Source organism: Methylobacterium terrae, assembly GCF_003173755.1.
Lineage (GTDB): Bacteria > Pseudomonadota > Alphaproteobacteria > Rhizobiales > Beijerinckiaceae > Methylobacterium > Methylobacterium terrae.
Window position 1 is genome coordinate 4,878,630 of the sequence record NZ_CP029553.1, and the last position, 26,907, is coordinate 4,905,536.

Here is a 26,907-nt window from a genome sequence, read left to right on the forward strand (position 1 = left end):
GCCAAGCGCGCTGATGGGCCGGGTGGCGGGCTCGAATCCTAGAACGGCCCGGCGCGTCCGCCGGGCCCGATTGTGGCAAGATTGTAGCACGGGCCCGGAGGCGCGCAAGGCGGCGCGGCTGACCCTCCGTTACCCGGCGCCGTGCCGTTCCCGCCTCATTCGGCGGCGCTGCGGCGGCCTTGGCCGAAGCGGCGCTCGATGTAGTCGATGACGATGCCCTCGAAGTCCTTGGCGAGCGTCGCGCCGCGCAGGGTCATCGCCTTCTTGCCGTCGATGAAGACCGGGGCGGTCGGGGTCTCGCCGGTGCCGGGGAGCGAGATGCCGATATCGGCGTGCTTCGACTCGCCCGGGCCGTTGACGATGCAGCCCATCACGGCGACGTTCAGCCCCTCGACCCCCGGATAGGTCTTGCGCCACTCGGGCATCGAGGTGGTGATCCAGTTCTGGATGTCGCGGGCGAGCTCCTGGAACACCGTCGAGGTGGTGCGGCCGCAGCCCGGGCAGGCGGCGACCAGCGGCACGAAGGTGCGGAAGCCCATCGTCTGGAGCAGCTCCTGGGCCACCTTCACCTCGACGGTGCGGTCGCCGCCCGGCTCCGGGGTCAGGGAGTAGCGGATCGTGTCGCCGATGCCCTCCTGGAGCAGCACGCCGATCGCCGCGGAGGCCGCCACGATGCCCTTGGTGCCCATGCCGGCCTCGGTCAGGCCGAGATGGATGGCGTAGTCGGAGCGGCGCGCCACCTCGCGGTAGACCGCGATCAGGTCCTGCACCGCCGAGACCTTGGCCGAGAGCACGATGCGCTCCTTGGGCAGGCCGATCTCCACCGCCCGGTCGGCGGAGAGGAGGGCGGACTGCACCATCGCCTCGCGCATCACCGCGCGGGCGTCGCGGGGACGGGCCGAGTTCGCGTTCTCGTCCATCATGTGGGTGAGGAGCGCCTCGTCGAGGGAGCCCCAGTTGGCGCCGATCCTCACGGCCTTGCCGTAGCGGGCCGCCTGCTCGACGATGGTGCCGAACTGGAGGTCCTTCTTCTCCTTGAAGCCGACGTTGCCCGGGTTGATCCGGTACTTGGCCAGCGCCTCGGCGCAGGCCGGATGGTCGGTCAGGAGCTTGTGGCCGATGTAGTGGAAGTCGCCGACGAGGGGGACGTGGACACCGATGCGGTCGAGGCGCTCGCGGATCCTCGGCACGGCGGAGGCCGCCTCGTCGCGGTCGACGGTGATGCGCACGACCTCGGAGCCGGCCCGGGCCAGCGCGGCGACCTGCGCCACCGTGGCGTCGATGTCGGCGGTGTCGGTGTTGGTCATCGACTGCACGACGATCGGGGCGCCGCCGCCCATCACCACCGCGCCCTCGCCCTCGCCGATCCGGACGCCGACGGTGCGGTGCCGGGGGCTCGGGCCGGCGATCTCGGGGGCGGCTTTGTCCGCCGGTGCGAGGGCTTCCATGGCTTCCATCGGATACCTTCAGGGGGTCGTTCGCAGGAGACGTGTGACGAGTGACGTGTTCAGGGTCGCGCGGAACGCGGCGTGACCCCCGTCTAGAGCATTTCCGGCCGCGGTGGAAATCGCTTCCCGCGCATGAAAGCCCGGCGCGATCAACGGACTAGGCCCGGCCGAAACGGAATGCCGCGAGATCCTTGCCGAAACCTTGTCCCCCGTCCCGCGGGTGAAGCGGTGCCCGCCGCCGCGGCGATGGGCAAAGCCTTAGCTGAGGATGACGCTCCCGGGCGTCAAGCGCGTGACACCGGATGCCCTCGGGCCGGATCCGGTCCCGCTTCCCCTGCGCGACGTTGCGGCGCACCATTGGTTTTTGCGGTGCAGCGCACCACATTCCCCGCCATGACGGACTCATCCTCTCTCCCAGACCCGGACAGGAGCGCGGGTGACCGCGATCCCTTCCAGGCCGCCTCGGCTCAAGCCGCCTCGGCTCATGCGGCTTCGGTCCAGGCCCCCTCGGACCGGCAAGCCGCGTCCGGCCCCCTCGGCCGTGGCCTCGTCGGCCCCCGGGCCGAGAAGCCGATCGCCCTGGCGCTCCAGGGCGGCGGCGCCCACGGCGCCTTCACCTGGGGCGTGCTCGACGCCCTGATCGAGGACGGGCGCCTCGCCTTCGAGGCGATCACCGGGGCGAGCGCCGGCGCGATGAACGCCGTCGTCATGGTCGACGGCTGGCTGCGCGGCGGTCCCGACGGCGCGCGCGGGCGCCTGGAGGCGTTCTGGCGCGAGGTCAGCCTCGACGCCGACCTGTCGCAGGGGCAGCAGACCTTCGTCGACGGGGTGATGAGCTTCTGGAAGAAGACCCCCGTCGGGGCGTTCTGGAACGCCGTCGCCAGCCCGTACATGACGAATCCGCTCAACATCAATCCGTTGAAGCGGGCGCTGTCCGACACGGTGGATTTCGAGGCCGTGCGCCGGGCCGGGCCGGCCGACCTGTTCATCTCGGCCACCAACGTCTGGACCGGCAAGCTCGCGGTGTTCGAGCGGCCGGACCTCACGATCGACCACGTGATGGCCTCGGCCTGCCTGCCGACGGTGTTCCAGGCCGTCGAGATCGACGGCGTGCCGCACTGGGACGGCGGCTATCTCGGCAACCCGCCGCTCTACCCGCTCTATCACGGCGCCCGCTCCCCCGACATCCTGCTCGTCCAGATCAACCCGGTCGAGCGCCGCGAGACCCCCCGCAGCCCGGCCGAGATCCGCGACCGCCTCAACGAGATCACCTTCAACGCCAACCTGTTGCGGGAATTGCGGGCGATCGACTTCGTCGACGACCTGATCGAGGACGGGGTGCTCGGGCGCTCGAACGCCTACAAGCAGGTGCTGCTCCACCGCATCGACGGCAGCGGCGGGGCGCTCGACGACGCCTCGGCCTCCTCGCGGCTCAAGGCGCAGTGGCCGTTCTTCCTCCACCTGCGCGACGCCGGCCGCGACGCCGCGAAGGCCTGGCTCGCGCAGAACTACGACGCGGTCGGGCGCGAGAGCACCCTCGACCTCAAGGCCATGTATACCTGATCCTGCTACACCTGATCCTGCACGCCTGGATCCGAGGGGCGGCCCTGCGGCCGTCCATCACGACCGGAAGATGCGCGTGTACTGCGTCTCGTGCCGGAACGAGCCGAGGTCGAGGCGCAGGGTCGCCGTCCCGGCCTCGTCGAGGGGCAGGTCCCGCACGGCCCGCGCCAGGGACGCCGCCCGGGGCATCAGCGCGGCGACCACCCGCGTGCCGGCGGTCTGGCCGACGGGCGCGAGGCGCAAGGACGCCGAGACGAGGTTCTGCAGGAACGCCGCGAGGTAGGCGGCCAGCACCGCGGCGCGGTCGAGCCCGTGGGCGCCGGCCGCGGCGCCGACCGCGACCGGGTAGGCGACCGGGCCGTCGAGATGGGAACCGAGGGCGGCGAGCCGCGGCACGTCCCAGGCGGCACGGGTGGCGTCGAGGAACGAGCGGCCCTGCTGGCTGGTCTCGAGATGCAGCTCCCGCGACGGGCTCAAGGCCAGGGCGAGGTCGTTCACCGCGACCAGGGCGTCGGCGTCGCCCGCCTCCGCGGCGGCGTGCGCGTGGGCGGCCAGGATCGCGTCGCTGCGGCCGGCCCCGTGCTCCAGCACGTCGGCGAGCCAGTCGCGCAGGGACGCCTCGTCGCGCACGTCGCCGGCCTCCACCGCCCATTCGAGGCCGTGCGAGTAGGCGTAGGCCCCCACCGGATAGCCGGGGGAGAGCCAGGCGAGCAGCACCAGGGCGTCCGGGATCCGCTCAGCCATGGAATCAGCCATGGGAATGACCGTGCGCGTGGTCGTGGTCATGCCCGTGGCCGTGATTGTGCGCGTGCCCGCCCGCATAGGCCCCGCCCTCGGGCCTGAACGGCCGCTCGACCGGGGTCGCGGTGCCGCCCAACCCCTCGACCATCGCGGCGAGCACGTGGTCGTGGGCGATCCAGAGCGCGTCCGCGCCGATCTCGGCCGGGATGTGCCGGTTGCCGATGTGCCAGATCAGGCGCTTGAGGGCGTGGTCGGTCGGCGCGCGGATCTCGAGCAGCCGCTCGGGCGCCGCCTCGACCCAGACCAGGCGCCCGTCCTCGAGCCGCAGCGTGTCGCCGTCGTCGAGCACGGCCGGCTCGGCCAGGTCGAGCAGGAAGGCGAGGCCCCCGACGCCCCGCATCGCCATGCGGCGGCGGTGCCGGTCGCCGGAATCGAGCACGATGCGGTCGACGATCTCGCCGGGGCCGAGGGCGTCGCGGCGGATGACGCGGGTGGCGCGGATCATGGGATGATGTGGTTCCGTTCAGAGAAATCAGATGACATCCGGCTCCTCCGGACCCGGATGGAACTGCTCGTCGAGGATCTGTGCCAGGGTGTACGGGCAGTCCGGCGGAAAGCTCCGCTCCGGCGGGCCGGTGTCGTCCGCCGCCCGCACCCGGGCGAGGCGATAGGCCTTGCTCACGACCTCCGCCGGCCAGGCGCGCAGGCTCGGGCTCATCGTCACGAGGTCGTCCAGGCTCACCCGCTGCTCGACGATCGTCGCCCGCCAGCCGTATTTCCGCGGCTGCGGCTGGAACTGCCATGTCGGCAGGTGATGCAGCAGGACGGTCAGGCGTGAGCGGATCTCGGATTTCTGCGATCCGCCCAGATCGGCGATCTCCTCGGCCAGGGCCTCGCGATCGAGCTCGGCCCAGCGGCCGGTCCGGATCAGCGCGGCCTGTCCTTGCGTCCAGAGGAAGTAGTCGGTCTCGGGCGAGACGCCGGCCTCCGGCGCTGCCCGCTCGGCGAGCTTGGGCATGGATGAGCCCTCCTGGCCGGCAGGATAGCTCAGAACAGGAAGTAGCGCTGCGCCATCGGCAGCACCTCGGCGGGCTCGCAGACCAGCAATTCGCCATCGGCGCGCACGTCGTAGGTCTCGGGATCGACCTCGATCACCGGGGTGGCGTCGTTGTGGATCATGCTCTTCTTCGAGATGCCGCCGCGGACGTTCTCGACCGCGACCATCTGCTTCATGACGCCGAGCGTCTCGCGCAGGCCCGCGTCGATCGCGGCCTTCGACACGAAGGTGAGCGCCGTCGTCGCCGGCACCCGGCCGAAGGCGCCGAACATCGGGCGGTAATGCACCGGCTGCGGCGTCGGGATCGAGGCGTTGGGGTCGCCCATGGGAGCGGCCGCGATGGCGCCGCCCTTGATGACGAGGTCCGGCTTCACCCCGAAGAAGGCCGGCGACCACAGCACGAGATCCGCGAGCTTGCCGGGCTCGACCGAGCCGATGTGGCGCGAGATGCCGTGGGCGATGGCCGGGTTGATCGTGTACTTGGCGACGTAGCGCTTGGCCCGCGCATTGTCGTTGCCGGACGCATCGCCCGGCAGCGCGCCGCGCTGGCGCTTCATCTTGTCGGCGGTCTGCCAGGTGCGGATGATGACCTCGCCGACCCGGCCCATCGCCTGGCTGTCCGACGACATCATCGAGAGCGCGCCGATGTCGTGCAGGATGTCCTCGGCGGCGATGGTCTCCTTGCGGATCCGGCTCTCGGCGAAGGCGAGGTCTTCCGGGATCGACGGGTCGAGGTGGTGGCACACCATCAGCATGTCGAGATGCTCGTCGATGGTGTTGCGGGTGAAGGGCCGCGTCGGGTTGGTGGAGGAGGGCAGCACGTTCGGCAGCCCCGCCACCTTGATGATGTCCGGCGCGTGCCCGCCGCCCGCTCCTTCCGTGTGGAAGGCGTGGATGGTGCGGCCCTTGAACGCCGCGATCGTGTCCTCGACGAAGCCCGATTCGTTGAGCGTGTCGGTGTGGATCATCACCTGGATGTCGTGGGCGTCGGCCACCGACAGGCAGCAATCGATCGCCGCCGGCGTCGTGCCCCAATCCTCGTGCAGCTTGAGCGCGCAGGCCCCGGCCCGGATCATCTCCTCCAGGCTGTCGGGCTTCGAGGCGTTGCCCTTGCCGGCGAACGCCAGGTTCATCGGGAAGGCGTCCGCGGCCTCGATCATCCGGGCAATGTGCCAGGGACCGGGCGTGCAGGTGGTGGCGAAGGTGCCGTGGGCCGGACCGGTGCCGCCGCCGAGCATCGTGGTGACGCCGGAATTCAGCGCCTCGTCGATCTGCTGCGGGCAGATGAAGTGGATGTGGCTGTCGAACCCGCCGGCGGTGAGGATTTTTCCTTCGCCCGCGATCACCTCGGTGCCCGGCCCGACCACGATGGTGACGCCGTCCTGGATGTCCGGGTTGCCGGCCTTGCCGAGCGCCGCGATCCGCCCGCCCCTCAATCCGACATCGCACTTCACGATGCCCCAGTGGTCCAGCACCACCGCGTTGGTGATGACGGTGTCGACGGCCCCGCCGGCGTTGCTCGCCTGGCTCTGCCCCATCCCGTCGCGGATCACCTTGCCGCCGCCGAACTTCACCTCCTCGCCGTAGCGGGTGTGGTCGTGCTCGACCTCGATGACGAGGGACGTGTCGGCGAGGCGGATGCGATCGCCCTTGGTCGGCCCGAACATCGCCGCGTAGGCGGCACGGGGGAGGCTGGCGGGCTTGGGGGTGTTGGACATGGGCGGCGCGGTCCGGTCAGGCGGGCGTCGTGGGTTCGAATTTCGTGCGCTCATCCTCGGCCAGGAGGTAATCCCCGATCGGGTCCGCGCTGCGGGCTGCCGGGCCGGCCCTGGCGCGGGCACGCCGGGCGATGCCCCGCAGAGCGAAAAGCGTGTCGGATTTTGTGAGAGGCGCGTGTCCCTCGTCACCCGGCACGGGGGAGCCCTGGTCGCCCGGTGCACGATCGGGCATCTGACGGGCGTCGGATGGCAGGCTCGCGCTGCTCACAGCGTCCCCATCACGTCACCCCGGAACCCGTACACCGCGCGCCCGCCGCCCATCGGGATCAGCACGACCTCCCGCGTCGAGCCCGGCTCGAAGCGCACGGCCGTGCCGGGCGCGATGTCGAGGCGCTGGCCGCGGGCCTTGTCGCGGTCGAAGCGGAGCGCCGGGTTGACCTCGAAGAAGTGGTAGTGCGAGCCGACCTGGATCGGCCGGTCGCCGATATTGGCGACCTCGACCACCGTGCGGGGGGCGCCCTCGTTGAACACGATCTCGCCGTCCGGCGTCGTCACCTCGCCCGGCACGTCGGCGGCGGGGGTGCCGCGGATCGGGTGGTGGACGGTGACGAGCTTGGTGCCGTCCGGAAAGGTCGCCTCGACCTGGATGTCGTGGATCATCTCCGGCACGCCCTCCATCACCTGGTCGGCGGTGAGGACCTGCGCGCCGAGCCGCATCAGCTCGGCCACGGTGCGGCCGTCGCGGGCGCCCTCGACCACGAAGTCGGTGATCAGGGCCACCGCCTCCGGGTGGTTGAGCCTCACGCCCCGGGACAGGCGGTTGCGGGCCACCATCGCCGCCATGGCGACGAGGAGCTTGTCCTTCTCGCGGGGGGTCAGCAGCACGGTCGGGTCTCTCCGGTCGGTGGGGCCGCCATCCTTCGCCGAGGCGCGAGGCCGAGGCAAGGTTGGTGGCCGCTGCAAGATTGTGCAGGCAAGAACCGCGCCGTCAGGTCTGCCAGACCCGCGGCAGCGGTCGCCCGCGAAAGCCTTCGAGGATCCGCGCGGCGGCGAGGCGTAACGGACCGATCTCGGCCCCGAGCAGGCGCAAGACCAGCATCCCGTTCCAGGCGCTGGCACCGGCCTCGACCGAGAGACCCTCGCAGCCGGCACTCCCGATCAGGTCGCGGGCCTGGTCGAGGCGGCTCTCCGCGTCGGGAGCGAGGTGGAGCAGGGTCGCCATCGCGCGGGCGCCGCCGGCGACCGCCCGCCTGGCGAGTTTCTCGGAGATGTCGGTGTCGAGCCGGAACGTGTCGGCGTAGGCGAGCCGCCCGGCCCGGCGCAGGCGCCAGGAATCGGTGAGGGCGCCGTCGCGCATCACCTCGCCCTTGGCGGCGCGGCCGAAGACCAGGGCCTCGAACAGGGTGAGCTGCGCATCCGCCGCCATGTCGGCGGCGAAGCCCCGGGCGAGGCGGGCGCCGTCGAACAGGATCGTCTCCTGCGGCAGCCAGGCCAGCGCGGCCCCGGCCTCCAGGGTCAGGGCCACGTCGAGCCGCGTCACGGGTCCGTCGGAGCGGTAGATCTTCTCCGCCGCCGTGGTGGTCAGGACGAGGTCCGCGCCCGGCGCCAGCCGCGCCTCGACCGTGAAGCGGTCGCCGCAGGCGATGCCGCCGGCGCTGTTGAGCAGCACCGCCTCCATCGGCCCCGCGTCCGGCCGCGGCAGGCGCAGGCGCAAGGGGCCGGATTCGGCGAGGTCGGTGGTGCGGGTGGCGCCGCCCGGCATTCGCGCCACCGCGAGGGCAACGTGGCCGATCGAGCGCTGGCGGCGGAGGGCGTCGGGAACGGGAGAATGCGGCATCGGAAGGCCCGGCGACGGCGCAAGGACCGCCCTCGGCCACGCTTAGACCGCGCCGGCAGCCCCGCAGGCAAGTCCCGCGCAGGCAAGTCCCCCATGGGCAAGTCCCTCATGAGCAAGTCCCCCATGGGCGAGCCCCCGTCGGCACCTCCCCGGCGAAGCCCGATGATGCCGGCCGGACGACCGGCACGCGGCAGATTATGCCGCCGGGCCCCGGTTCTCCGGATTCTTCACCCGGAGCCCCCTGCTAGGCTCTCCCGATCAACGGGAGCCCACGATGCCTGCACCTCTCCTCCACATCGAGACCACCCCGGACCTGCCGGCCTCCGCCGAGGTCGTGGTGATCGGCGGCGGCGTGGTCGGCACCTTCACGGCCTATTACCTGGCGCGCCGCGGCGTCAGCGTGGCCCTGGTCGAGAAGGGCCGCATCGGGGCCGAGCAGTCGAGCCGCAACTGGGGCTGGTGCCGGCAGCAGAACCGTGACGCCCGCGAATTGCCGATGGCGACGAAGAGCCTCGACCTGTGGGACCGCCTCAAGGCCGAGATCGGCGAGGATGTCGGCTTTCGCCGCTGCGGCCTGCTCTACCTCAGCAACGACGAGGCCGAGATCGAGCGCTGGGCGAAGTGGCGCGATTTCGCCGCCGGCGAGGGCGTCGTCACCAACGTGCTCAGCGCGGCGGAAGCCCGCGAGCACGGCCGTGCGACCGGCCGCGCCTGGAAGGGCGGCGTGTTCTCGCCCACCGACGGCATCGCCGACACTTCCCGGGCGGTGCCGGTCGCAGCCCGCGGCGTGATGAAGTACGGCGGCACCGTGCACCAGTTCTGCGCCGCCCGCGGCGTCGAGCTCGAGGGCGGCCGGGTCTGCGGCGTGGTGACCGAGAAGGGCACCATCCGCACCCGCACGGTGGTGATGGCCGGCGGCGCCTGGGCGTCGTCGTTCGTCCGCCAGCTCGGCATCCGCTTCCCGCAAGCCGCGGTGCGCCAGTCGATCATGGCGGTCGGCCCCAACGTCGCCGGCCTGCCGGACGCCCTTTACACCGCCGGCATCTCGCTGACGCGCCGCGGCGAGAGCGGCGGCTACAACCTGGCGATCAGCGGGCGGGCCCGCGTCGATCCCACGCCGCAACAGATCCTGTTCGCCCGCGAATTCGTGCCGATGTTCGCCAAGCGCTGGCGCGTGCTCGCGCCCGGCGGCGCCGAGGCCTGGCGCAGCGGCCACGAGGGCGTGAAGAAGTGGCGCCTCGACCGGCCGACGCCGATGGAGCGGATGCGCATCCTCGATCCCCGCCCGGACCCGAAGCTCATCGCCGAGACCCACCGCCGCGCCCTCGAGATGCTGCCGGCCCTGCGCGAGACCGCGATCACCGCTTCCTGGGCCGGCTACGTCGATTCGACCCCGGACGGCGTGCCGGGCATCGGCGAGGTCACGGGGGTGCCCGGCCTCGTCCTGGCGGCGGGCTTTTCCGGCCACGGCTTCGGCATCGGCCCGGGCGCCGGCCACCTCATCGCCGACATCGTCTCGGGCGCCGACCCGATCGTCGATCCCAAGCCCTACCATCCGGACCGGTTCGGGTCGTCGGCCTGGGGCAAGGTGGCGGAGTTCTGAGGGCGACGCCTGTAACGAGAGGGTCAAACGCCACTGTTCCACAGTAGAGCGCGGTTCCCCTCTCCCGTGTGGGAGAGGGGTCAGGGGTGAGGGTGACGCGCTTTCGTGTAAAGCATCGACCGCGGGGCTGGTCGCGTGACGACCGTAGCTTTATTCTGAGCCGTATCACCCTCACCCCTACCCCTCTCCCACACGGGAGAGGGGATCTCGCGTCTTCTCCTGATGAGGTGAGCGCGGCGCGATGCCGACAAATTCGTGTGCCCGCTGCACCGAATATGCGTAAACTCTGCGTCGTTCACGCGGAGGGATGCGCCATGGACGGACCGCCATCGGAAGCCACCTGCCGGGTCGTGCGCCCGGGCCCCGCCATCGTCGGCAAGCAGGCGCTGACCTACGCCCCGGCGGTCTCGGCCGAGTCGGTGGGGTCGAAGGGGCTGCACATGCAGCTCGTCACCCTGCCGCCGGGGGCGCGGGCCAAGGCCCACCTGCACGAGGCGCACGAGACGGCGTTGCACGTGCTCTCGGGCGTCGCCGGCACCTGGTACGGTTCTCGGCTGGAGCACCACCTGTGGAGCCGCGCCGGCGATTTCGTCTACATCCCGGCCGGGGTGCCGCATCTGCCCTACAATGCCAGTCGCACCGAGACCTGCACGGCGGTGATCGCCCGCACCGATCCGAACGAGCAGGAGAGCGTGGTGCTGCTGCCGGAGCTGGATGGTCTGCGCCCGCCGGAGGGGGACGTGATGGCGTAGGGAGCGAGGGGCGGCGGACCGCCCCCCTTGGGCTCACATCGCCGTGGGCCGCCCGGCCGCCACCACCAGCAGCTTGCCGTCGCCGAGCGTCCGGGCCGCGGCCCGGCGGATGTCGGCCTGCGTCACCGCGCCGATCAGCCCGTTGCGGCGGGCGATATAGTCGATGCCGAGGCCCTCGAAGGCGATCTGAACCAGCTGGTGGGCGATCTTGGTCGAGGTGTCGAAGCCGAGCGCGTAGGAGCCGGTGAGGTAGTCCTTGGCCTTCTGCAACTCGTCGTCGTCGGGGCCGTCGGTGGTCAGGCGGGCGATCTCGTCGGCGATCACCGTCAGGCACTCGGCGACGCGCTCGTTCTTGGTCGCGGTGTAGCCCCAGGTCATCGAGGCGGCGCGGTGGCTCACCAGCGAGGTGCCCACAGAATAGGCGAGGCCGCGCTTCTCGCGCACCTCCTGGAACAGCCGCGAGGTGAAGGCGCCGCCGCCCAGGATGTGGTTGAGCACGTAGGCCGGGATGAAGTCCGGATCGCGCCACGGCACGCCGTCGGTGCCGAAGCGCAGGACCGATTGCGGCACGTCGAGATCGACGACGATGCGCCGGCCGAGGCCGGTGATCCGGGTCGCCGGCACCGCGGTCAGCGCGCCGCCCTCCGGCAGGGCGCCGAAGGCGGCGTCGAGGGCGCGCACCAGCGCTTCCTCGCCGATCGCCCCGACCGCCGCGACCTTGACCCGGCCGCGGGCGAGCAGCAGCCGGTGCATCGCCACGAGGTCGTCGCGGGTGATCGACGACACGCTCTCGATCGTGCCCGAGGAGGGCCGGCCGTAGGGGTGGCCCGGATAGGCCTCGGCGAAGAAGCGGCGCGAGGCCATCACGCCGGGGTCGTTCTGCTGGTAGCGCAGGCCGGCGAGCATCTGCGCCCGCACCCGCTCGATCGCCGCGGGGTCGAAGCGGGGCTGGGCCAGCGCCAGGGCGAGCAGCTCGATCGCCTCGTCGGCGTGCTTGAGCAGCATCTTGAGCGAGCCGCCGATGGCGTCCGGCCCGGCATGGAAGCTCAGCTCGATGGCGCGGGCGGCCAGCCGCTCCTGGAAGGCGTCGGAATCGTGCGGACCGGCGCCCTCGTCGAGGAGGCGGGCGAGCATCTGGGCGGTGCCGGCCTTGCCCTCGGGATCCTGCGCCGCGCCGCCCTCGAAGGTGAAGGCGAGCGCGATCAGGGGGACGATCGGCGACTCGACGTGCCAGGCCTCGATGCCGCGGGCCGAGAGGACCGAGCGCGCCTGGGTCGGGGACGAGGAGGACGCAGAGGCGGCGGTGCTGCGGGAGACGGCGTCGGCCGGGGTCATGAGGACCTCTTGTTATCGCTCGGAAAAGAAGGTCCGCCCGGCGGCGCGCTCGCCCCGGGCGGTCTCAGGTCTCGGGATCAGGCCGCGGCGGGGCCCTTGGTCAGGTAGCCGGTGACCGAGCGGGCCGGCACCAGGTAGCGCTCGGCCACCGCCGCGAGGCGGGAAGCCTGCACCGCCTCGATCTCGGAGGGCCAGCGCCGAACGTCCTCGATGCTCTCGCCGATGGCGAGCGCCGAGCCGAAGATGCGGGCGAGCGAGGATTGGCTGTCGGAGGAGTAGACCGTCTCGGCGACGAGGCGGGTCTTCGCCCGCTCGATCGCGTCGGCCGACAGCGCCTCGGAGGGGGCGCGGGCGAGCGCCCGGTCGAGGGCTTCCTCGAGACCCTCCAGGCTCACGCCCTCCGCCGGCACGGCGTAGACCGAGAAGCGGGTGTCGTCGATCGCCGAGCCCATGTACCAGGCGCCGGCATTCACCGCGACGCCCTGCTCCAGCACCAGGCTGCGGTAGAGGTAGGAGGTCGGCCCGCCGCCCAGCACCTCGGCCAGGAGTTCGAGCGCGTGGCTCTCGCCGTCGCGGGCGGTCATGCAGGACGGGGTCAGGTAGAGCCGCTGCAGGGTCGGCTGCTCGACCTTCGGGTCGGCGACGCTGAGGCGGCGCGCCGCCCGCGGCTCCGGCTCCCGCGGCCGCACGCGCTGCGGCCGGGCGCCGCGCGGCGTCACCACGCCGTAGGTGTCGTCGGCGAGCCGCCGGACCTCGTCGGCGGTGACGTCGCCGGCCACCACCAGGATGGCGTTCTCGGGGGTGTAGAAGCGGCGGTAATAGTCGAGGGCGTGGGTGCGGTTCAGCTCCTCGATCTCGTGCATCCAGCCGATGATCGGGATGCCGTAGGGATGGTGCACGAACAGCGAGGCCGCCATCGCCTCGGAGAGCTGGGCCGCCGGGTCGGTCTCGACCCGCATCCGGCGCTCCTCCAGGACCACGTCGCGCTCGGGCGCCACCACGGCGTCGTCGAGGATCAGGCCGGTCATCCGGTCCGCCTCGAAGCTCATCATGGTCTTCAGGTTGTCGCGGGCGACGCGCTGGAAGTAGGCGGTGTAGTCGAACGACGTGAAGGCGTTCTCCTGGCCGCCCAGGCTCGACACCGCCTTCGAGAAGGCGCCGACCGGATGGGTCTCGGTGCCCTTGAACATCAGGTGCTCGAGGAAGTGGGCGATGCCCGACTGGCCGAGCGGATCATCCGCCGAGCCGTTGCGGTACCACACCATGTGGGTGACGACGGGCGCGCGGTGATCGGGCACCACCACGACGTCGAGGCCGTTGTCGAGCACGAAGGACGCCACTTCGGGACCGCCCGCCTCCGCACGGCCGAAGGGCGCCGCGTCGGTGCGCAGGGTCGCGCTGACGGGGCAGACGAGGCCGGGGGCGGGGCGCATCCTGACTGGGGGCATCCTGATCTACCTTAGCCGGGCGGCCGGAGAGGCCACCCGTGTTGGATCGTGAACCGGCTCACTTAAGGGAGGCTTGCGGCTCATGCGAGTCACGGGCCAGCGGGGCGTTCGAGCCGGCCGGCGGGCCGGCCACCGGGGTCGCCGGCCGTTAGAGACCCTGTTCTAGAGCATTTTATGGCAGGGGGGACCCGAGGACTGCGGAGAAATGCACTCGACGCAGATCGGCCCCGTTATGGCCCAGTTGAAACGTGAACGAACATTCATCCGAAGCTTGGCCTGTCCGTGACCAGGGCGGTCCTCGGGGCAGCCCGGCTCGCAGCCCTGCACGGCGAGCAGGTCTCGACCAGAGAAAACCCCGGGCCGCTGGAACGGCCCGGGGCGTGGAACTCCCGACGATCTCGAAAACGTTACTGGCGCGAGCGCAGGTAGGCGCCGGGATCGGCCTCCTCGCGGTCGGACTTCATGCCCATCGGGCCCCGCTCGGTGCGGGCGAGCTTGCCGTTCGGCGGCTTGCGGTAGCCGGTCGGCGGCTCGGTCAGCGCGTCGCGCGAGGGCTCGACGTCGGAGAGGTTCGCGTCGTCGTCCTTCTTGCCGGCGAAGAGCTGCATCGGGTTGAGCCAGAACGACTCCTTGACGTTGTCGCCGGGCTTGTAGGTCGGCTCCGTCGTCATGCTGGCGCCCTCGCGCCGGCCGGCCCGCATCTCCTGGATCGGCAGCGTCGCGTTCTCGTCGCTCACCCGGCCGCCATAGCCGCGGGCGATCGGCTTGCGGTCCTCGGCGGCGCGGCGGTCGCGGGCCGCGGTCTCCGGGTCGGTCGGCCATTGCGGGTTGGCCTCGCGCACGGCGCGGCGATCGACCGGCGGCGGCAGGGCGGCCTTGTCCATCTTCGGCGGCAGCACCAGGGGCGCGCGCTCGCGATAGGTGATCGTCGGCCGCTCAGGCTCGATGAGGCCGATCGACGACAGGGCGTTCTTCATCGCGACGCCTTCCTGGGCCTGCGCGCCCCAGGACGTCGTGAGACCGGTGGCGAGCCCCGCGACCGTCATCGCGGCGAGTGTCGTGCGCTTGTCGAGCATGCTGGCCCCTGCCTGTTCCGCCCCATGATTTACCAGCTTGGGTGGTGGCGGTTTCGGGCGAAGGTATGGCGTGGCCGTGGGGACGCGCAACGCTTCGGGTGGGCGTTGCGCGCGCGACACACAGGGAGTTTCAGGCCGATTCGCGGGTTGCCGCCTCGCGGCGGCGCTCCAGCACCAGCCCGTCGTAGAGGAGCCCGACCACCCCGAAGACGATGCCGGCATCCGCCACGTTGAACACGTACCAGGACCAGGCGCCGGCATGCAGGTGGACGAAGTCGAACACCGCCCCGTAGGCGGCGCGGTCGATGGCGTTGCCGATCGCCCCGCCGACGATGAGGCCGAGCGAGCCGGCGAGCCAGCGGCTGCCGGCCCGCGCCATCCACACCGAGAGCGCCACGGAGGCCACCAGCGACACCCCGACGAGCACCCAGCGCCCGAGCGCCGAATCCTGCTGGAACAGGCCGTAGGAGACGCCGCGGTTCCACACCACGATCAGCTGCGCGAAGGGCGCGAGCACCACGGGCTCGCGCACCGGCAGGTCGGCGACGAAGAGCAGGCCGAGCTTCGTCCCCTGGTCGAGGACCAGGGTGACGAGCGCGACCAGCAACCCGAAGGGGAGGGGACGCATCATTGTTCCTCGCCCTCTTCCTCGGGCCCTTACTCGGCGGCCTCGGCGTGGAGCGCGTCCCACTCGCGCAGGGCCTGCGCGTCGCGGTGCGTCACGTCCGGGTAGTCCGGATCGCTGCCGACGCTGGGCAACACCTTCCACGAGCGGGCGCATTTGCGCCCCTCGGCCAGGGCCGGCACCACCGCGACGCCCTTGACCTCGTCGAGCCGGAAGGCGTCCGCCGGGCCCTCGCTGCCTTCGACCGCGATGTCCGACGTGATGCAGACCTCCGCGAAGTCGATTCCCTCGAGGCTCGCCAGCAACTCCGGATCGGCGACGAAGACCCTCGGGGCCGCCTCAAGGCTCGCGCCGATGCGCTTGCCCGCGCGCTCGATCTCGAGAGCGCCCGTCACCACCCGGCGCACCCGGCGGATCTTGGCCCAGCGCTTCGCCAGCGCCTCGTCGCGCCAGGAGGCGGGGGTCTCCGGCAGGGTCTCGGTATGGACCGAAGCAGTCTCGGAGGGGTAGCGCGCGAGCCAGGCCTCCTCGGCCGTGAAGGCGAGGACCGGGGCGAGCCAGACCGTGACGCGCTTGAAGACCTCGTCGACGACGGTGAGCGCCGCCCGCCGGGTCTGCGACGAGATCGGATCGCAGTAGAGCGCGTCCTTGCGCACGTCGAAGTAGAACGACGACAGGTCGCCGGTCATGAAGCCGTTGAGCAGGGCCACCACGCGCTTCGTGTCGAAGGTGCGGAAGGCGTCGCGGATCTCGGTATCCAGCTCGGCGAGCCGGTGCAGGATGAACCGCTCCAGCTCCGGCATGTCCTGAGGCGCCACCCGGTCCTCGGGCCGGTGATGGGCGAGCGTGCCCAGCATCCAGCGCAGGGAGTTGCGCAGCTTGCGGTAGGTCTCCGAGAAGGTCTTGATGATCTCCGGGCCGATGCGCAGGTCGTCGGTGTAGTCCGAGGCCGCCACCCACAGGCGCAGGATGTCGGCGCCCGAGCCCTTGATCACGTCCTGGGGCGCGACGACGTTGCCCTTCGACTTCGACATCTTCTCGCCCTTGGGGTCGAGGACGAAGCCGTGGGTCAGCACCACGTCGTAGGGCGCGCGGTCGCGGGTGCCGCAGGATTCGAGCAGCGAGGAGTGGAACCAGCCGCGGTGCTGGTCCGAGCCCTCGAGGTACATCACCGTGTCGTCGCCGCCGTCGCGGCGACGACGGATGCCGGCGAGGCCCGGAAACTGCTCGGGATCATCCAGCGTGAAGGCGTGGGTCGAGCCGGAATCGAACCAGACGTCGAGGACGTCGGTGACCTTCTCGTAGGAAGCCGGGTCGTGCTCGGGCGCCAGGAACCGGGCGCCGTCGGCATCGGTGAACCAGGCGTCGGCCCCCTCCGCCGCGAAGGCGGCGTGGATGCGGGCGTTGACCGCTTCGTCGCGCAGGATCTCGCCGGTCTCGCGGTTCACGAAGACCGTGATCGGCACGCCCCAGGCGCGCTGGCGCGACACCACCCAGTCGGGGCGGTTGGCGATCATGCCGGTGATGCGGTTCTGGCCCTGCGGCGGCACCCACTGGGTCACGGCGATCTCGCGGAGCGCCACGTCGCGCAACGTCGCGTCGTTCAGGCTCGCCACCGGCTTGTCGAGGGCGATGAACCATTGCGGCGTGTTGCGGAAGATGACCGGCTTCTTCGAGCGCCAGGAATGGGGATAGCTGTGCTTGAGCGTGCCGCGGCCGACCAGCGTCCCGGACGCGGTCAAAGCGGCGATCACCGCCTTGTTGGCGTCGCCCTTCTGGCCCTTCTCGTCGAGGACGCGGGTGCCGGTGAGGCCGGGGGCGGCCTGCGTCAGCACGCCGTCGGCATCGACCGTGTAGGGGATCGCGGTCTCGATGCCGCGCTCGCGGAGCTGGCGGCCGTTCGCCATCCAGACCTCGAAATCCTCGCGGCCGTGGCTCGGCGCGGTGTGGACGAAGCCGGTGCCGGCCTCGTCGGTGACGTGCTCGCCGTCGAGCATCGGCACGGCGTGGGCGTAGCCGTCGTTCCAGGAGGCGAGCGGATGCGCCAGCGTCACGCCGGCGAGGTCGTCGGCGGAAACGTCGCTCAGTCGTTCGAAGGATTCGACGCGCGCTGCCTTGAAGACGTCGCCCGCCAGTTTGTCAGCAACAACGTAACGAACACCAGGTTGAGACCAGTTCTCTTGAGGCGCAGCAACGACACGATACAATCCGTAGGAAACTTTTTTGGAATAGGCGACGGCCCGGTTGGCCGGGATCGTCCATGGGGTGGTGGTCCAGATGACGATGCGGGCGTCTTGCAGATCCGGGGCCGTCTTCGACGCGACGACCGGGAAGGCGGCCCAGATCGTGTCGCTGACGTGGTCCTCGTACTCGACCTCGGCCTCGGCGAGCGCGGTCTTCTCGACCACCGACCACATCACCGGCTTCGAGCCGCGGTAGAGCTGGCCGGTCGTGGCGAAGGTCATCAGCTCGCGGGCGATCGCGGCCTCGGCCGGGTAGGCCATGGTCAGGTAGGGATGGTCCCAGTCGCCGGTGACGCCGAGGCGCTTGAACTCCTCGCGCTGCACCGACAGCCAGTGCTCGGCGAAGGTCCGGCACTCGCGCCGGAACTCGACCACCGGCACCTCGTCCTTGTTGCGGCCGGCGGCGCGGTACTGCTCCTCGATCTTCCACTCGATCGGCAGGCCGTGGCAGTCCCAGCCCGGGACGTAGTTGGCGTCTTGGCCCAAGGCGCCTTGCGTGCGGACGACGATGTCCTTCAGGATCTTGTTGAGCGCCGTGCCGATGTGGATGTGGCCGTTGGCGTAGGGCGGGCCGTCGTGCAGCACGAATTTCGGCCGGCCGGCGGCCGCCTCGCGGATGCGGGCGTAGAGGTCCGTGCGCGCCCAGCGCTCCAGGATCTCCGGCTCGCGCTGCGGCAGCCCGGCCCGCATCGGGAACGCGGTGACCGGCAGGAACAGGGTCTCGGAATAGTCGCGCCCGGCGGCGGGCTTTTGCTCGGTCATGGGGGTCAAGGCTCGTCTGGGGCGCGGAGGCGCGGCCCTTGAGGGAATCGCGGCGGAACGGCAGCAGCCCGGTCTTCCGCGCGGCCGCGCGGAAGCGGCCCTCAGGCGGAAGCCGGGCTCGTAATTCGCCGGGAGGCGACGCGGCGCGGGCGCGATTCGGTCATCCGGCGCTTCTAGCAGCGGCGGGCGGGCGGGGGAAGCGGGGTATTGAGGCCGACAGTCTGGCGGCCATCGGCGCTTCGCTCAAGGCATGATATCGCTGGGTCAACCTTCACGCCCTTCGGCGCATGGATGCCTGTGCGCGATCCCCGTTACCCCGATGTCGTCCGGTCCGGCGATCGCCCGCCTTGCCACTCTCGAGCCCGCCGCGGAGCCCCAGCGCGTGGAGGCCGGCCTGCATGGCGTCGCCTTCGTCGGCCGCCCGTTCGAGCCATGGGCCTCGGGCGCCGACCGGTTCGATCGTCCGGGCGAGACGTTTCTGGGAGCGTGGGAGGGCGACCACCTCGTCGGTTCAGGCGGGCTGAACCGCAACCCCTGCGATGCGGAGGTGGGGACCGGTCGGCGACGGCACGTCTACGTACTCGGCTCGCACCGGCGTTGCGGCATCGGTGCCCTGCCGGTTGGACACCTCCTGCAGGTGGCCGCGTGCCATTTGCGGATCGTGCGCCTGTGCGCGCGGCCTCACCGGACGCAGTGGCGTTCGACCGGCGGCTCGGTTTCGCGGAGTGCGACACCCCGGCCGCGACGCACCTCATCCGCGTACCGCCCATTCCGCAACCCACGCCACCGTCCCCGCCTCGACCAGAACCATCACGCCGATCCCGATCAGCACGAACGGCGTCGCGACCCGGCCGATCCGCCGGATCGGGGCGCCCAGCGCCGGGTGGTGCACGAGCCAGTGGGCGAGACCGAGCCAGAGCGCCACCATCACGGCGAAGACGGCGACGAACAGGACGAGCCGGGGCGCAGGGCTGGTCGCGAAGACCGGGGTGTAGATCCCGATATTGTCGCCGCCATTGGCGACGGTCACGCCGGCGACCGCGAGGGCCTTGCCGGCCGAGGCGGTTCCGGCGGCGGCCTCGTCCCCGTCGTCGTCCCTCCGGGACAGGAGATGGCGCAAGCCGAGCCCGATCGGCACGAGGCCGAGGAGACCGAGCAAGGCCGGCGCCGCGACCAGGGACAGGAGCGCGCCGGCGAGCGAGGCGAGCACCAGGACGGCGATGCCGAGGAACTGCCCGATCACGATCTGCCGCGGCCGGTAGCGCGGATCGGAGAAGAAGCCGATCAGGACGACGATGTCGTCGATGTTGGTCGAGGCGAAGAGGGCGATCGCCACGCCGAGACCGGTCAGGTGGTCCATGGTCGGACCGGGCCGGGACCCGGAACGGGGCGCGGCATCGCGCGGTTGACCATACGGTTCATCGTCAGATGCCTCGAAAGGTGCCTCGAAGCCCGGAGTTCGCCATGCGCATTCAGATCTGCGCCCTCGCGCTCGCCGCCCTCCTGACCGCTCCGGCGGTCGCCCGCGACCGGCCGCCGCCGCGGCCGATCCCCGAGGACGTCGATGCGACCGGCACCGTCACGCCGACCGACCCGCTGCTGATCCCCGACGAGGGTCGCGGCACCATGCGGCGGACGGAGCGTCGGCGCGGACGCGATGCCGACACCGAGGCGCCGATCCGCGAGTTCATTCCGGAGTGACCGCCGCCTCCACCCCGGCCGGGTCACCCCAGCCGGGTCACCCCAGCATCGAGGGCGTGCGGTCCTCGGCCAGCATCCGGCGCGCTTCCGCCGCGTCCTCGCGCATGCGGGCGACGAGCGCCTCGGCGCTGTCGAACCGCGCCTCGCCGCGGATGAAGCCGACGAACTCGACCGCGATGCGCTGGCCGTAGAGGTCGCCGGAGAAGTCGAACAGGTAGGTCTCAAGGAGAGGCGCACCGTCGTCGAAGGTCGGGCGGCGGCCGTAGCTCGCCACGCCGTCGCGCACGCTGCCGTCGTTCAGGCGGACGCGCACCGCGTAGATGCCGTGGGCAAGCGCGCAGGCGTCGAGGGACACGTTGGCGGTCGGGAAGCCGAGGGTGCGGCCGCGCTTGTCGCCGTGGCGCACCTCGCCCTCGACGAACCAGCGGTAGCCGAGAAGGTGGTTGGCGGTCGCCACGTCGCCCGCCTCGAGCGCCGCCCGGATCGCGCTCGACGAGACCGGCGCCTCGCCGCCGCCCGCCGCCACCGCCGGGACGATGCGGCAGGCCAGCCCGTTCTCGGCGCAGAGCGCCTCCAGCATCGCCGGCGTGCCCTCGCGGCCGCGGCCGAAATGGAAGTCGTGCCCGATCACCACGCCGGACAGGCCGAGCTCGCCCTTGAGCGTGTCGGCGACGAAGGCGGCCGCGCCCGTGCCGGCGAGGCCCGAGTCGAAGCGGCGCACGAAGGCGCCGTCGATGCCGAGCCGCTGCAGCACCGCGAGCTTCTCAGGCAGGCCGGTGAGGCGGAACATCGTCGCGTCGGGGGAGAAGAAGGCGCGGGGATGGGGCTCGAAGGTCAGGACCGCGCTCGGCCGGCCGAGATCCGCGGCCATCTCCCGCACCGCGGCGATGAGGGCGCGGTGGCCCCGGTGGATGCCGTCGAAGTTGCCGAGCGCCGCGACCGCGCCGCCCAAGCGCTCCGGAACCGGCTCGCCGTCGCGGTGGACGGGCAGGGGCGGCGGGACGGGGCGCGGGGCGGTCTCGTCGCGCGGCATGCGGGTCCTTGGCTCGGCGGCGGGGAGGTCTCGAAGGCGGCCGGACCCTGTCGAAATCCGCTCCGTGGGTCAAGCCGGCCCTGGCCGGGCGCGGGACCCCGGGCGTCCGCCCAGGGCGCCTGCCGGGCGGGTTAACCCCTTCTCAAGGGCCCGGATCTACAAGCTTGTATAGAGGTGCCGCCCGGCGCCTCGCCTCATGATCCAAGCGGGGTTCGTCGCGCACGGGGATGCGTCGCGCCCGCGAACGGAGCCGTAAGCCATGGCCCTTGACCTCGGCATGCCGATCCTCGTGGTCGACGATTACCAGACGATGGTCCGCATCATCCGCAACCTGCTCAAGCAGCTCGGCTTCGAGGACGTCGACGACGCGTCGGACGGCACCGGCGCGCTGGCGAAGCTGAAGACGAAGAAGTACGGCCTCGTCATCTCCGACTGGAACATGGAGCCGATGACCGGTTACGAGCTGCTGCGCCACGTCCGGGCCGACGACGCCCTGCGCACCACGCCGTTCATCATGGTCACCGCCGAGTCGAAGACCGAGAACGTCATCGCGGCGAAGAAGGCCGGCGTGAACAACTACATCGTCAAGCCGTTCAACGCGCAGACGCTGAAGACCAAGATCGAGGCGGTCTGCGGCGCCTGATGCTGCCGGCTCGGCGACGAGCCGGCGCCCCTCGGGCGCGGGGCCTTTCCCGGCAAGGCCGAGAGCCCGGCCGCGCGCCGGATCGTCGGGTCACGCGCTCGCGCCAGGGACAACCCATCCGGGAGGGAGCGATCAGGTGCTCAGGCAGATGACGGCAGGGCCGCGGACCGCCCTCAACCGGCTGCTCGGAGGCAAAACGCCCATGGCTGCTTGCGCGAGTACGGCCGAGCCGACGGGCCAGGCGATCCCGGTGACCGAGCTCATGGAGATCGCCGACTACATCACCAAGCTCAAGCGCGGCATCGCGGCCCTGCGGGCCCAGGAACTCACCCGCGACCGCATCCCGATGGCGCATGACGAGCTCGGCAGCGTCGTCGCCGCCACGGCCAGCGCCACCAACCGGATCATGGAATCCGCCGAGGCGATGCTCGCCATCGAGGCCAAGACCCTCGACGACTACCGCGCCAGGGTCGAGGCCCATATCGGCGACATCTTCGAGGCCTGCACCTTCCAGGACATCACCGGCCAGCGCATCTCCAAGGTCGTGGACGCGCTGGGACAGCTCGAGAAGCGGCTGTCGCAATTCTCGACCGTGGTGAACGTGCGCGACGGCGAGGCCGAGCACGACCCGGAGGAGGCGCGCCGCAAGGCCCGGGCGGAGAAGCTGATGCTCAACGGCCCGCAGCTCAAGGGCCCGGAGACGCCGCAGGACGCGATCGACGCCCTGTTCTCCTGAAGGCGGCGGCGATCGTGACGGGACGAGCCGGGGTGCGGATCGCCGCAAGGCCCCGGTTCTCCCGCGTGCCCTACCAGCGCAGCAGGTCGATCACGGCGTCCGGGTGCACGGCCTGCGCCGCGAGCCAGTGCGCGATGTCGCCGATCGGCGCGCCGGCGGCGACCCCGAGCTCCTCGGCGTGGATGCCGCGCGCCACCAGCAGCGACGCGATGCCGAAGCCCCGCGCGCCGGCGACGTCGGTGCGGATCGCGTCCCCCACCGCGAGCACCCGGTCGCGGGGGAGGGGAGCGCCGCCCTCGATCGCGTCCGCGGCCGCCAGCGCCGCCTCGTAGACCGGACCGTGCGGCTTGCCCGCGTAGACGACCTCGCCGCCCAGGTCCTCGTAGAGCGCCGCGACGGCGCCGGCGCAGGGGATCAGCCGCTCGCCGCGCTCGACCACGAGGTCGGGATTGGCGCAGATCAGCGTGACGCCGCGGGCCGCCCAGGGCTCGAGCCGGGCGCGGTAATCCGCCGCCGTCTCGACCTCGTCGTCGAGGAGCCCGGTGACGACGACGTGGGCGGCCTCGTCCGGGCCGGAGCGGGTGAGATCGAGGCCGTCGAAGACCGGCAGGTCGCGGTCGGGCCCGAGATGGAACATCGGCGCCCCCGCCCGCTCGGCGATCAGGCGTCGCGTGAGATCGCCCGAGGTGACGATGGCGTCGTAGGCGGTGCGGGGCACGCCGAACCCGTCGAGCTGCGCCTGCACGGCGCTGCCCGGCCGCGGTGCGTTCGAGACCAGCACCACCCGGCGCGGGCGCCCGCCCGGCAGGGCGCGGAAGCGCGTCAGCGCCTCGGCCGCCGCCCGGTGGGCGTGGATCCCGTCATGCAGCACGCCCCAGACGTCGCACAGGATCAGGTCGAACCCGTCGGCGATGCCGGCGATCCCGTCCAGGATCGCGACCTCGCCCGGATGCGCCGCGCGAACCATCTCGGCCATGCCGTTTCTCCCCTCGCTGCGCCGCAGCGGAAAGCCGTCCCGGGCTTATAGGCGGTTCGCCCCGAACGCAACGGCCTCGTGAAATCGTTTACAATACGTCGTCACGGCGCGACGGCTACGGCAGGACGAACGCCATCCGGTCGACGTCGACGAGGCCGCGATCGGTGATCTTCAGGTGCGGGATCACCGGCAGCGGCAGGAAGGCGACCTGCAGGAACGGCTCGGGCAGGGTGCAGCCGAGCCGCCGCGCGGCGTCGCGCAAGGGGGGCAGGGCGTCGCGCACCGCCTCGAAGGAGAGGTCGCTCATCAGGCCGGCGATCGGCAGCGCCAGCTCGGCCAGGATCCCGGTCCCGTCGGCGACGACGAAGCCGCCCTGAAGCGCGATCAGGCGGTTCACCGCCCGCGCCATGGCGTCCGGATCGGCGCCGACGACGCAGAGGTTGTGGCTGTCGTGCCCGACCGAGGAGGCGATGGCGCCGCGCCGGAGCCCGAAGCCCTGGACCAGGCCGCGGCCGATGCTGGTCGTGCCGTGGCGCGCCACGACGGCGACCATCGCGACGTCCTGGCCCGGGTCGGGCACGCCGTCGAGCGTCAGGCGCCGGTGCTCGGTGATGATGCGGCCCGCGACCACGCCGATGACCGAGGTCTCGCCCGCGGGCAGCGGCACCGCGAGGTCGTCGGCGGTGACCGGCTCGGCCCGCACGCTGCCCCGACCCGGCGGCGGCGTGACCGACCGGGCGGCGAACAGGGCCTCGTCGACGAGGCGGCCGGCGGAGATCACCGAGGCGACGGCGCAGGCTTCGAGGTCGTCGAGGAGCACGATGTCGGCGCGCTTGCCGGGCGCGATCATCCCGCGGTCGGCGAGCCCGAAGGCGGCGGCGGCGCTGAGCGAGGCGGCGCGGTAGGCGGCGAGCGGCGGCACGCCGAGCGCGATCGCCGTGCGGATCAGGTGGTCGAGGTGGCCCTCCTCGGCGATGTCGAGCGGGTTGCGGTCGTCGGTGCAGAAGGCGAGGAACGGCGCGGTGCGCTCGGTCAGGAGGGGGCTGAGGGCGTGCAGGTCCTTCGAGACCGAGCCCTCGCGGATCAGCACCGTCATGCCCTTGCGGATCTTCTCCAGCGCCTCCGCGGCGCTCGTCGCCTCGTGGTCGGTGCGGATGCCCGCGGACGCGTAGGCGTTGAGGGCCAGCCCCGAGAGCAGCGGCGCGTGGCCGTCGACGGGGCGACCGGCGAAGGCCGCCAGCTTGGCGAGGCAGGCCGGATCGGCCGCGACCACGCCCGGGAAGTTCATGAACTCGGCCAGGCCCAGCGCCCGGGGATGGTCGCGGTAGGGCAGGAGGTCGGCGGCCTCGATCCGGGCGCCCGCGCTCTCGAGGTCGGTCGCCGGCACGCAGGAGGAGAGCTGGACCCGGATGTCCATCACCGTCTCGCCCGACGCCGCCAGCGCGTAGTCGAAGGCGGCGGTCCCGAGCACGTTGGCGAGCTCGTGCGGGTCCCAGATCGCCGTCGTGACGCCGTGGGGCAGCACGCAGCGGTCGAATTCGTGCGGGGTGATGAGGGAGGATTCGACGTGCAGGTGGGTGTCGATGAAGCCCGGCACGGCGATGCGCCCGCCCGCCTCGATCACCCGCGCCCCCTGGTAGCTGCCGTAGGTGCCCACCACCGTGTCGCCGCAGACCGCGATGTCGGTCTCGACGAGTTCGCCGGTCACGAGGTCGAGGAGGCGGGCGCCGCGGATCACCAGGTCGGCGGGCTCCCGGCCCGCCCCTTGGGCGATCCGGCGGGCGATGAGGTCCGACATCGGGGGCCTTTCTGCTGCGAGGCCCCCGCGATCCGCCGCGAGGGGTCACGCGATGCTAAGCGGCCCCGGCGCGCGCCGCTACCGCGCCGTCAGACCGCCCGGCGCAGCACGTCCCGGAAGGCGCGGCGCACCGGCGGGGGCTCGTCGGCCGGCGGCGTCGGCTCGGGGGCCGGCTCCGGCGGCGGCGGGGCGGGGGGCGAGAGCACCTCGGGCCGCACCACGCGGGGCGGCGAGAACACCGAGCCCTGCGCCAGCGGCAGGTCGAGGTCGATCAGGTCGGGCACGTCGGCCTCGCGCTCGACACCCTCCGCCACCAGCCGGATCCCGGCCCGCGCCAGGGTGTGGGCGAGCGCCGCGCCGTGCTCCCCGAGCAGCGTCTCGACGTCGACCTTGGCGTAGCTCGCCCCGCGGACGGAGAGCGCCGCGGCGTCGAGGCGCGGCTCGGTGACCCGGTCGACCGCGAGCCCGATCCGCTCGCGCAGGGCGGCGAGCGCGCTCGACTGCTCGGCGTCGAGGCTGCGCCAGCTGCGCTGCGGCAGCGCCAGGATCAGCCGGCCGGCGAGCTCCGGGTGCAGGTCGATGAGGCGGCAGACCGCCCGCAGGAAGCCCGGTTCGAACAGCGAGCCCGGCGACAGGGCGTAGGCGACCGGGGTCTCGCTGCCCCGGTTCGCGAGGTGCTGGCCGATCGCCGTCACCCGGGCGAGCATCAGCCGGTCGAGCTCGGTGGTGCGCCCGTGCCGCTCCAGCACCCGCAGGAAGTCCGAGGGCGCCAGGAGGGCGTCGCCGACGCGCAGGCGCGCCAGGGCCTCGTAGAACGCCACCTTGCGCTGCGGCAGGCTGACGATCGGCTGCAGGTGGACCTCGAGCCCCTGCGACAACGCCGCCAGGATCTCGGCCTCCGAACGGGGCGCGGCGGCGGGCTCGGGCACGAAGGGCCGGCGCGGCGCCGGCACGGCGTCCCGCGGCAGGATCGGGTCGGAGGCCCAGGGGGCGGCCGATCGCGCCGCGACCGGGGATGCGTCCGCAGGCTCGACCGGCAGGGGCGGGGCGGCCGTCGGCGGAGCGAATTGCGAAGGAGCGCCTTGCAGAGGGGCGGCTTGCAAAGGGGCGGCTTGAGGCGCCGAAGCATGGGCCGGCGCATAGGCGGGCTGGGCGTAGGCCGGCGGCACGGAGGCGGGCGCCGCCTGAGCCGGCACCGACTGGGACGGCATCGCCTGGACCGGCGCGAAGGCGGGCGGGGCCTGGGCCGGGGGAGCGGGCTGCAAGGGGGCAGGGTGCAAGGAGGCAGGGTGCAAGGAAGCAGGCGCCGCGGGCGCCGCGCCCGGCTGGCCCTTCAGGAGGGTCAGGTCCTCGTCCTGGGCCGCCACCGCCATGGCGAGTTCGCGCACGATGCCGCCGAGGAGGCCGATCTCGGCCGTGACCTCCGACAGGCCGGCCTCCAGGCCGGCGCTCGGGGCGGCCGGTGCCTCCCGCTGCTCGAGCGTCAGCAGGCGGCGCGACAGGAGGTCGATCTCTCCCGACAGCGTCTCGACCTGGCCGGCGAGGCGGGCGGAGCGGCGCAGGGCCAGCACCGTCGCCACGCCCGCGAGGGCGGCCGCCGCGAGCGCGACCCCGGCCACCGCCCCGAGGACGGGCGCGGACAGGAAGGCGACGGCGAGGCAGAGCCCGCCCGCCAGGAGGCACGAGAGGCTGAGGGCGATCCGGGGCGCCGACGACCCACCGGCGCGCCGGCCGGACTTGAGGGCCATGGCGATTCCTCTTACGCGTCGAGGACGTGCCGGGTTCCGCGGACACCGGCCGTGACCCCGGTTG

General features: G+C 72.2%; 23 protein-coding genes and 1 pseudogene. 7 read left to right on the forward strand and 17 right to left on the reverse strand.

All coding sequences use genetic code 11. The annotated features are described in order from the left end of the window. Positions 1-155: 155 nt before the first annotated feature. The gene (gene ispG / locus DK419_RS22590) at positions 156-1,457 is read right to left on the reverse strand and encodes a flavodoxin-dependent (E)-4-hydroxy-3-methylbut-2-enyl-diphosphate synthase (protein ID WP_109961078.1); all 1,302 of its coding nucleotides are present in this window, start codon (positions 1,455-1,457) and stop codon (positions 156-158) included. 384 nt (positions 1,458-1,841) lie between these two features. On the opposite strand from ispG, the gene DK419_RS22595 reads away from it, so the two are divergent. Next, positions 1,842-3,011: a patatin-like phospholipase family protein gene (locus DK419_RS22595; RefSeq protein ID WP_109961079.1), complete on the forward strand. Its 1,170-nt coding sequence runs from the start codon at positions 1,842-1,844 to the stop codon at positions 3,009-3,011. A 57-nt stretch (positions 3,012-3,068) separates the two neighbouring features. On the opposite strand, the gene DK419_RS22600 is transcribed toward DK419_RS22595, so the two are convergent. The 6 genes from DK419_RS22600 to DK419_RS22625 all read right to left on the reverse strand — a co-directional run bounded on the left by DK419_RS22600 (position 3,069) and on the right by DK419_RS22625 (position 8,364). Further along, on the reverse strand, positions 3,069-3,767 hold the full coding sequence (locus DK419_RS22600) for an urease accessory protein UreF (protein WP_245442636.1): 699 nt from the start codon (positions 3,765-3,767) through the stop codon (positions 3,069-3,071). Continuing rightward, positions 3,760-4,257: an urease accessory protein UreE gene (locus DK419_RS22605; RefSeq protein ID WP_109961081.1), complete on the reverse strand. Its 498-nt coding sequence runs from the start codon at positions 4,255-4,257 to the stop codon at positions 3,760-3,762. Before DK419_RS22605 ends, DK419_RS22600 begins: the two co-directional genes overlap by 8 nt. Positions 4,258-4,284: 27 nt before the next feature. Next, the gene (locus DK419_RS22610; protein ID WP_109961082.1) at positions 4,285-4,770 is read right to left on the reverse strand and encodes a DUF29 domain-containing protein; all 486 of its coding nucleotides are present in this window, start codon (positions 4,768-4,770) and stop codon (positions 4,285-4,287) included. A 29-nt stretch (positions 4,771-4,799) separates the two neighbouring features. Further along, on the reverse strand, positions 4,800-6,527 hold the full coding sequence (gene ureC / locus DK419_RS22615; protein WP_109961083.1) for an urease subunit alpha: 1,728 nt from the start codon (positions 6,525-6,527) through the stop codon (positions 4,800-4,802). Between the two features lie 264 nt (positions 6,528-6,791). Further along, complete coding sequence (locus DK419_RS22620; RefSeq protein ID WP_109961084.1) at positions 6,792-7,412, reverse strand: urease subunit gamma; 621 nt, start codon at positions 7,410-7,412, stop codon at positions 6,792-6,794. Between the two features lie 103 nt (positions 7,413-7,515). Continuing rightward, positions 7,516-8,364 (reverse strand): urease accessory protein UreD, encoded by an 849-nt coding sequence (locus DK419_RS22625; RefSeq protein ID WP_109961085.1) that lies wholly within the window; start codon positions 8,362-8,364, stop codon positions 7,516-7,518. Positions 8,365-8,638: 274 nt separating this feature from the next. On the opposite strand from DK419_RS22625, the gene DK419_RS22630 reads away from it, so the two are divergent. Then, the gene (locus tag DK419_RS22630; protein WP_109961086.1) at positions 8,639-9,967 is read left to right on the forward strand and encodes an NAD(P)/FAD-dependent oxidoreductase; all 1,329 of its coding nucleotides are present in this window, start codon (positions 8,639-8,641) and stop codon (positions 9,965-9,967) included. Between the two features lie 314 nt (positions 9,968-10,281). Next, positions 10,282-10,719 carry a cupin domain-containing protein gene (locus tag DK419_RS22635; protein ID WP_109961087.1) on the forward strand — a complete coding sequence of 146 codons (438 nt, stop codon included), beginning with the start codon at positions 10,282-10,284 and terminating at the stop codon, positions 10,717-10,719. A gap of 33 nt (positions 10,720-10,752) precedes the next feature. On the opposite strand, the gene DK419_RS22640 is transcribed toward DK419_RS22635, so the two are convergent. The 5 genes from DK419_RS22640 to ileS all read right to left on the reverse strand — a co-directional run bounded on the left by DK419_RS22640 (position 10,753) and on the right by ileS (position 18,208). Beyond that, positions 10,753-12,054, reverse strand: a complete 1,302-nt coding sequence (locus tag DK419_RS22640; protein WP_109961088.1) for a M16 family metallopeptidase — start codon at positions 12,052-12,054, stop codon at positions 10,753-10,755. A 77-nt stretch (positions 12,055-12,131) separates the two neighbouring features. Next, on the reverse strand, positions 12,132-13,487 hold the full coding sequence (locus DK419_RS22645; RefSeq protein ID WP_245442638.1) for a M16 family metallopeptidase: 1,356 nt from the start codon (positions 13,485-13,487) through the stop codon (positions 12,132-12,134). 422 nt (positions 13,488-13,909) lie between these two features. After that, positions 13,910-14,578, reverse strand: a complete 669-nt coding sequence (locus DK419_RS22650; RefSeq protein ID WP_245442640.1) for a hypothetical protein — start codon at positions 14,576-14,578, stop codon at positions 13,910-13,912. Positions 14,579-14,708: 130 nt separating this feature from the next. After that, positions 14,709-15,206, reverse strand: a complete 498-nt coding sequence (lspA, locus tag DK419_RS22655) for a signal peptidase II (RefSeq protein ID WP_109962450.1) — start codon at positions 15,204-15,206, stop codon at positions 14,709-14,711. 29 nt (positions 15,207-15,235) lie between these two features. After that, positions 15,236-18,208 carry an isoleucine--tRNA ligase gene (ileS, locus tag DK419_RS22660; RefSeq protein WP_208642235.1) on the reverse strand — a complete coding sequence of 991 codons (2,973 nt, stop codon included), beginning with the start codon at positions 18,206-18,208 and terminating at the stop codon, positions 15,236-15,238. 319 nt (positions 18,209-18,527) lie between these two features. On the opposite strand from ileS, the pseudogene DK419_RS30025 reads away from it, so the two are divergent. Next, positions 18,528-18,818: pseudogene (locus DK419_RS30025) on the forward strand (GNAT family N-acetyltransferase); the annotation flags it as partial. A 141-nt stretch (positions 18,819-18,959) separates the two neighbouring features. On the opposite strand, the gene DK419_RS22665 reads toward DK419_RS30025, so the two are convergent. After that, positions 18,960-19,568: a cadmium resistance transporter gene (locus DK419_RS22665; RefSeq protein WP_109961091.1), complete on the reverse strand. Its 609-nt coding sequence runs from the start codon at positions 19,566-19,568 to the stop codon at positions 18,960-18,962. Positions 19,569-19,672: 104 nt separating this feature from the next. Between DK419_RS22665 and DK419_RS22670 the strand changes: the two genes are divergently transcribed. After that, positions 19,673-19,909, forward strand: coding sequence for a hypothetical protein (locus tag DK419_RS22670; protein ID WP_109961092.1), 237 nt, complete (start codon positions 19,673-19,675; stop codon positions 19,907-19,909). Positions 19,910-19,946: 37 nt separating this feature from the next. On the opposite strand, the gene DK419_RS22675 is transcribed toward DK419_RS22670, so the two are convergent. Continuing rightward, entirely contained in the window at positions 19,947-20,942 is a 996-nt protein-coding gene (locus DK419_RS22675; RefSeq protein ID WP_109961093.1) for a bifunctional riboflavin kinase/FAD synthetase, read from the reverse strand. A gap of 259 nt (positions 20,943-21,201) precedes the next feature. Here DK419_RS22675 and DK419_RS22680 point away from each other — a divergent pair, with 259 nt between their 5' ends. Together DK419_RS22680 and DK419_RS22685 are read left to right on the forward strand one after the other, a co-directional pair. Further along, complete coding sequence (locus DK419_RS22680; protein ID WP_048452414.1) at positions 21,202-21,585, forward strand: response regulator; 384 nt, start codon at positions 21,202-21,204, stop codon at positions 21,583-21,585. A 202-nt stretch (positions 21,586-21,787) separates the two neighbouring features. Next, a complete protein-coding gene (locus DK419_RS22685) occupies positions 21,788-22,321 on the forward strand; it encodes a protein phosphatase CheZ (protein WP_109961094.1) in 534 nt (177 codons plus the stop codon). Positions 22,322-22,391: 70 nt separating this feature from the next. On the opposite strand, the gene DK419_RS22690 is transcribed toward DK419_RS22685, so the two are convergent. From DK419_RS22690 to DK419_RS22700, 3 genes are all read right to left on the reverse strand, one after another. Beyond that, positions 22,392-23,297, reverse strand: coding sequence for a TIGR01459 family HAD-type hydrolase (locus tag DK419_RS22690; RefSeq protein ID WP_109961095.1), 906 nt, complete (start codon positions 23,295-23,297; stop codon positions 22,392-22,394). Between the two features lie 115 nt (positions 23,298-23,412). After that, on the reverse strand, positions 23,413-25,095 hold the full coding sequence (gene ade / locus DK419_RS22695; protein ID WP_109961096.1) for an adenine deaminase: 1,683 nt from the start codon (positions 25,093-25,095) through the stop codon (positions 23,413-23,415). Between the two features lie 89 nt (positions 25,096-25,184). Beyond that, the gene (locus tag DK419_RS22700; RefSeq protein WP_109961097.1) at positions 25,185-26,843 is read right to left on the reverse strand and encodes an EAL domain-containing protein; all 1,659 of its coding nucleotides are present in this window, start codon (positions 26,841-26,843) and stop codon (positions 25,185-25,187) included. Between the last annotated feature and the right edge of the window lie 64 nt (positions 26,844-26,907).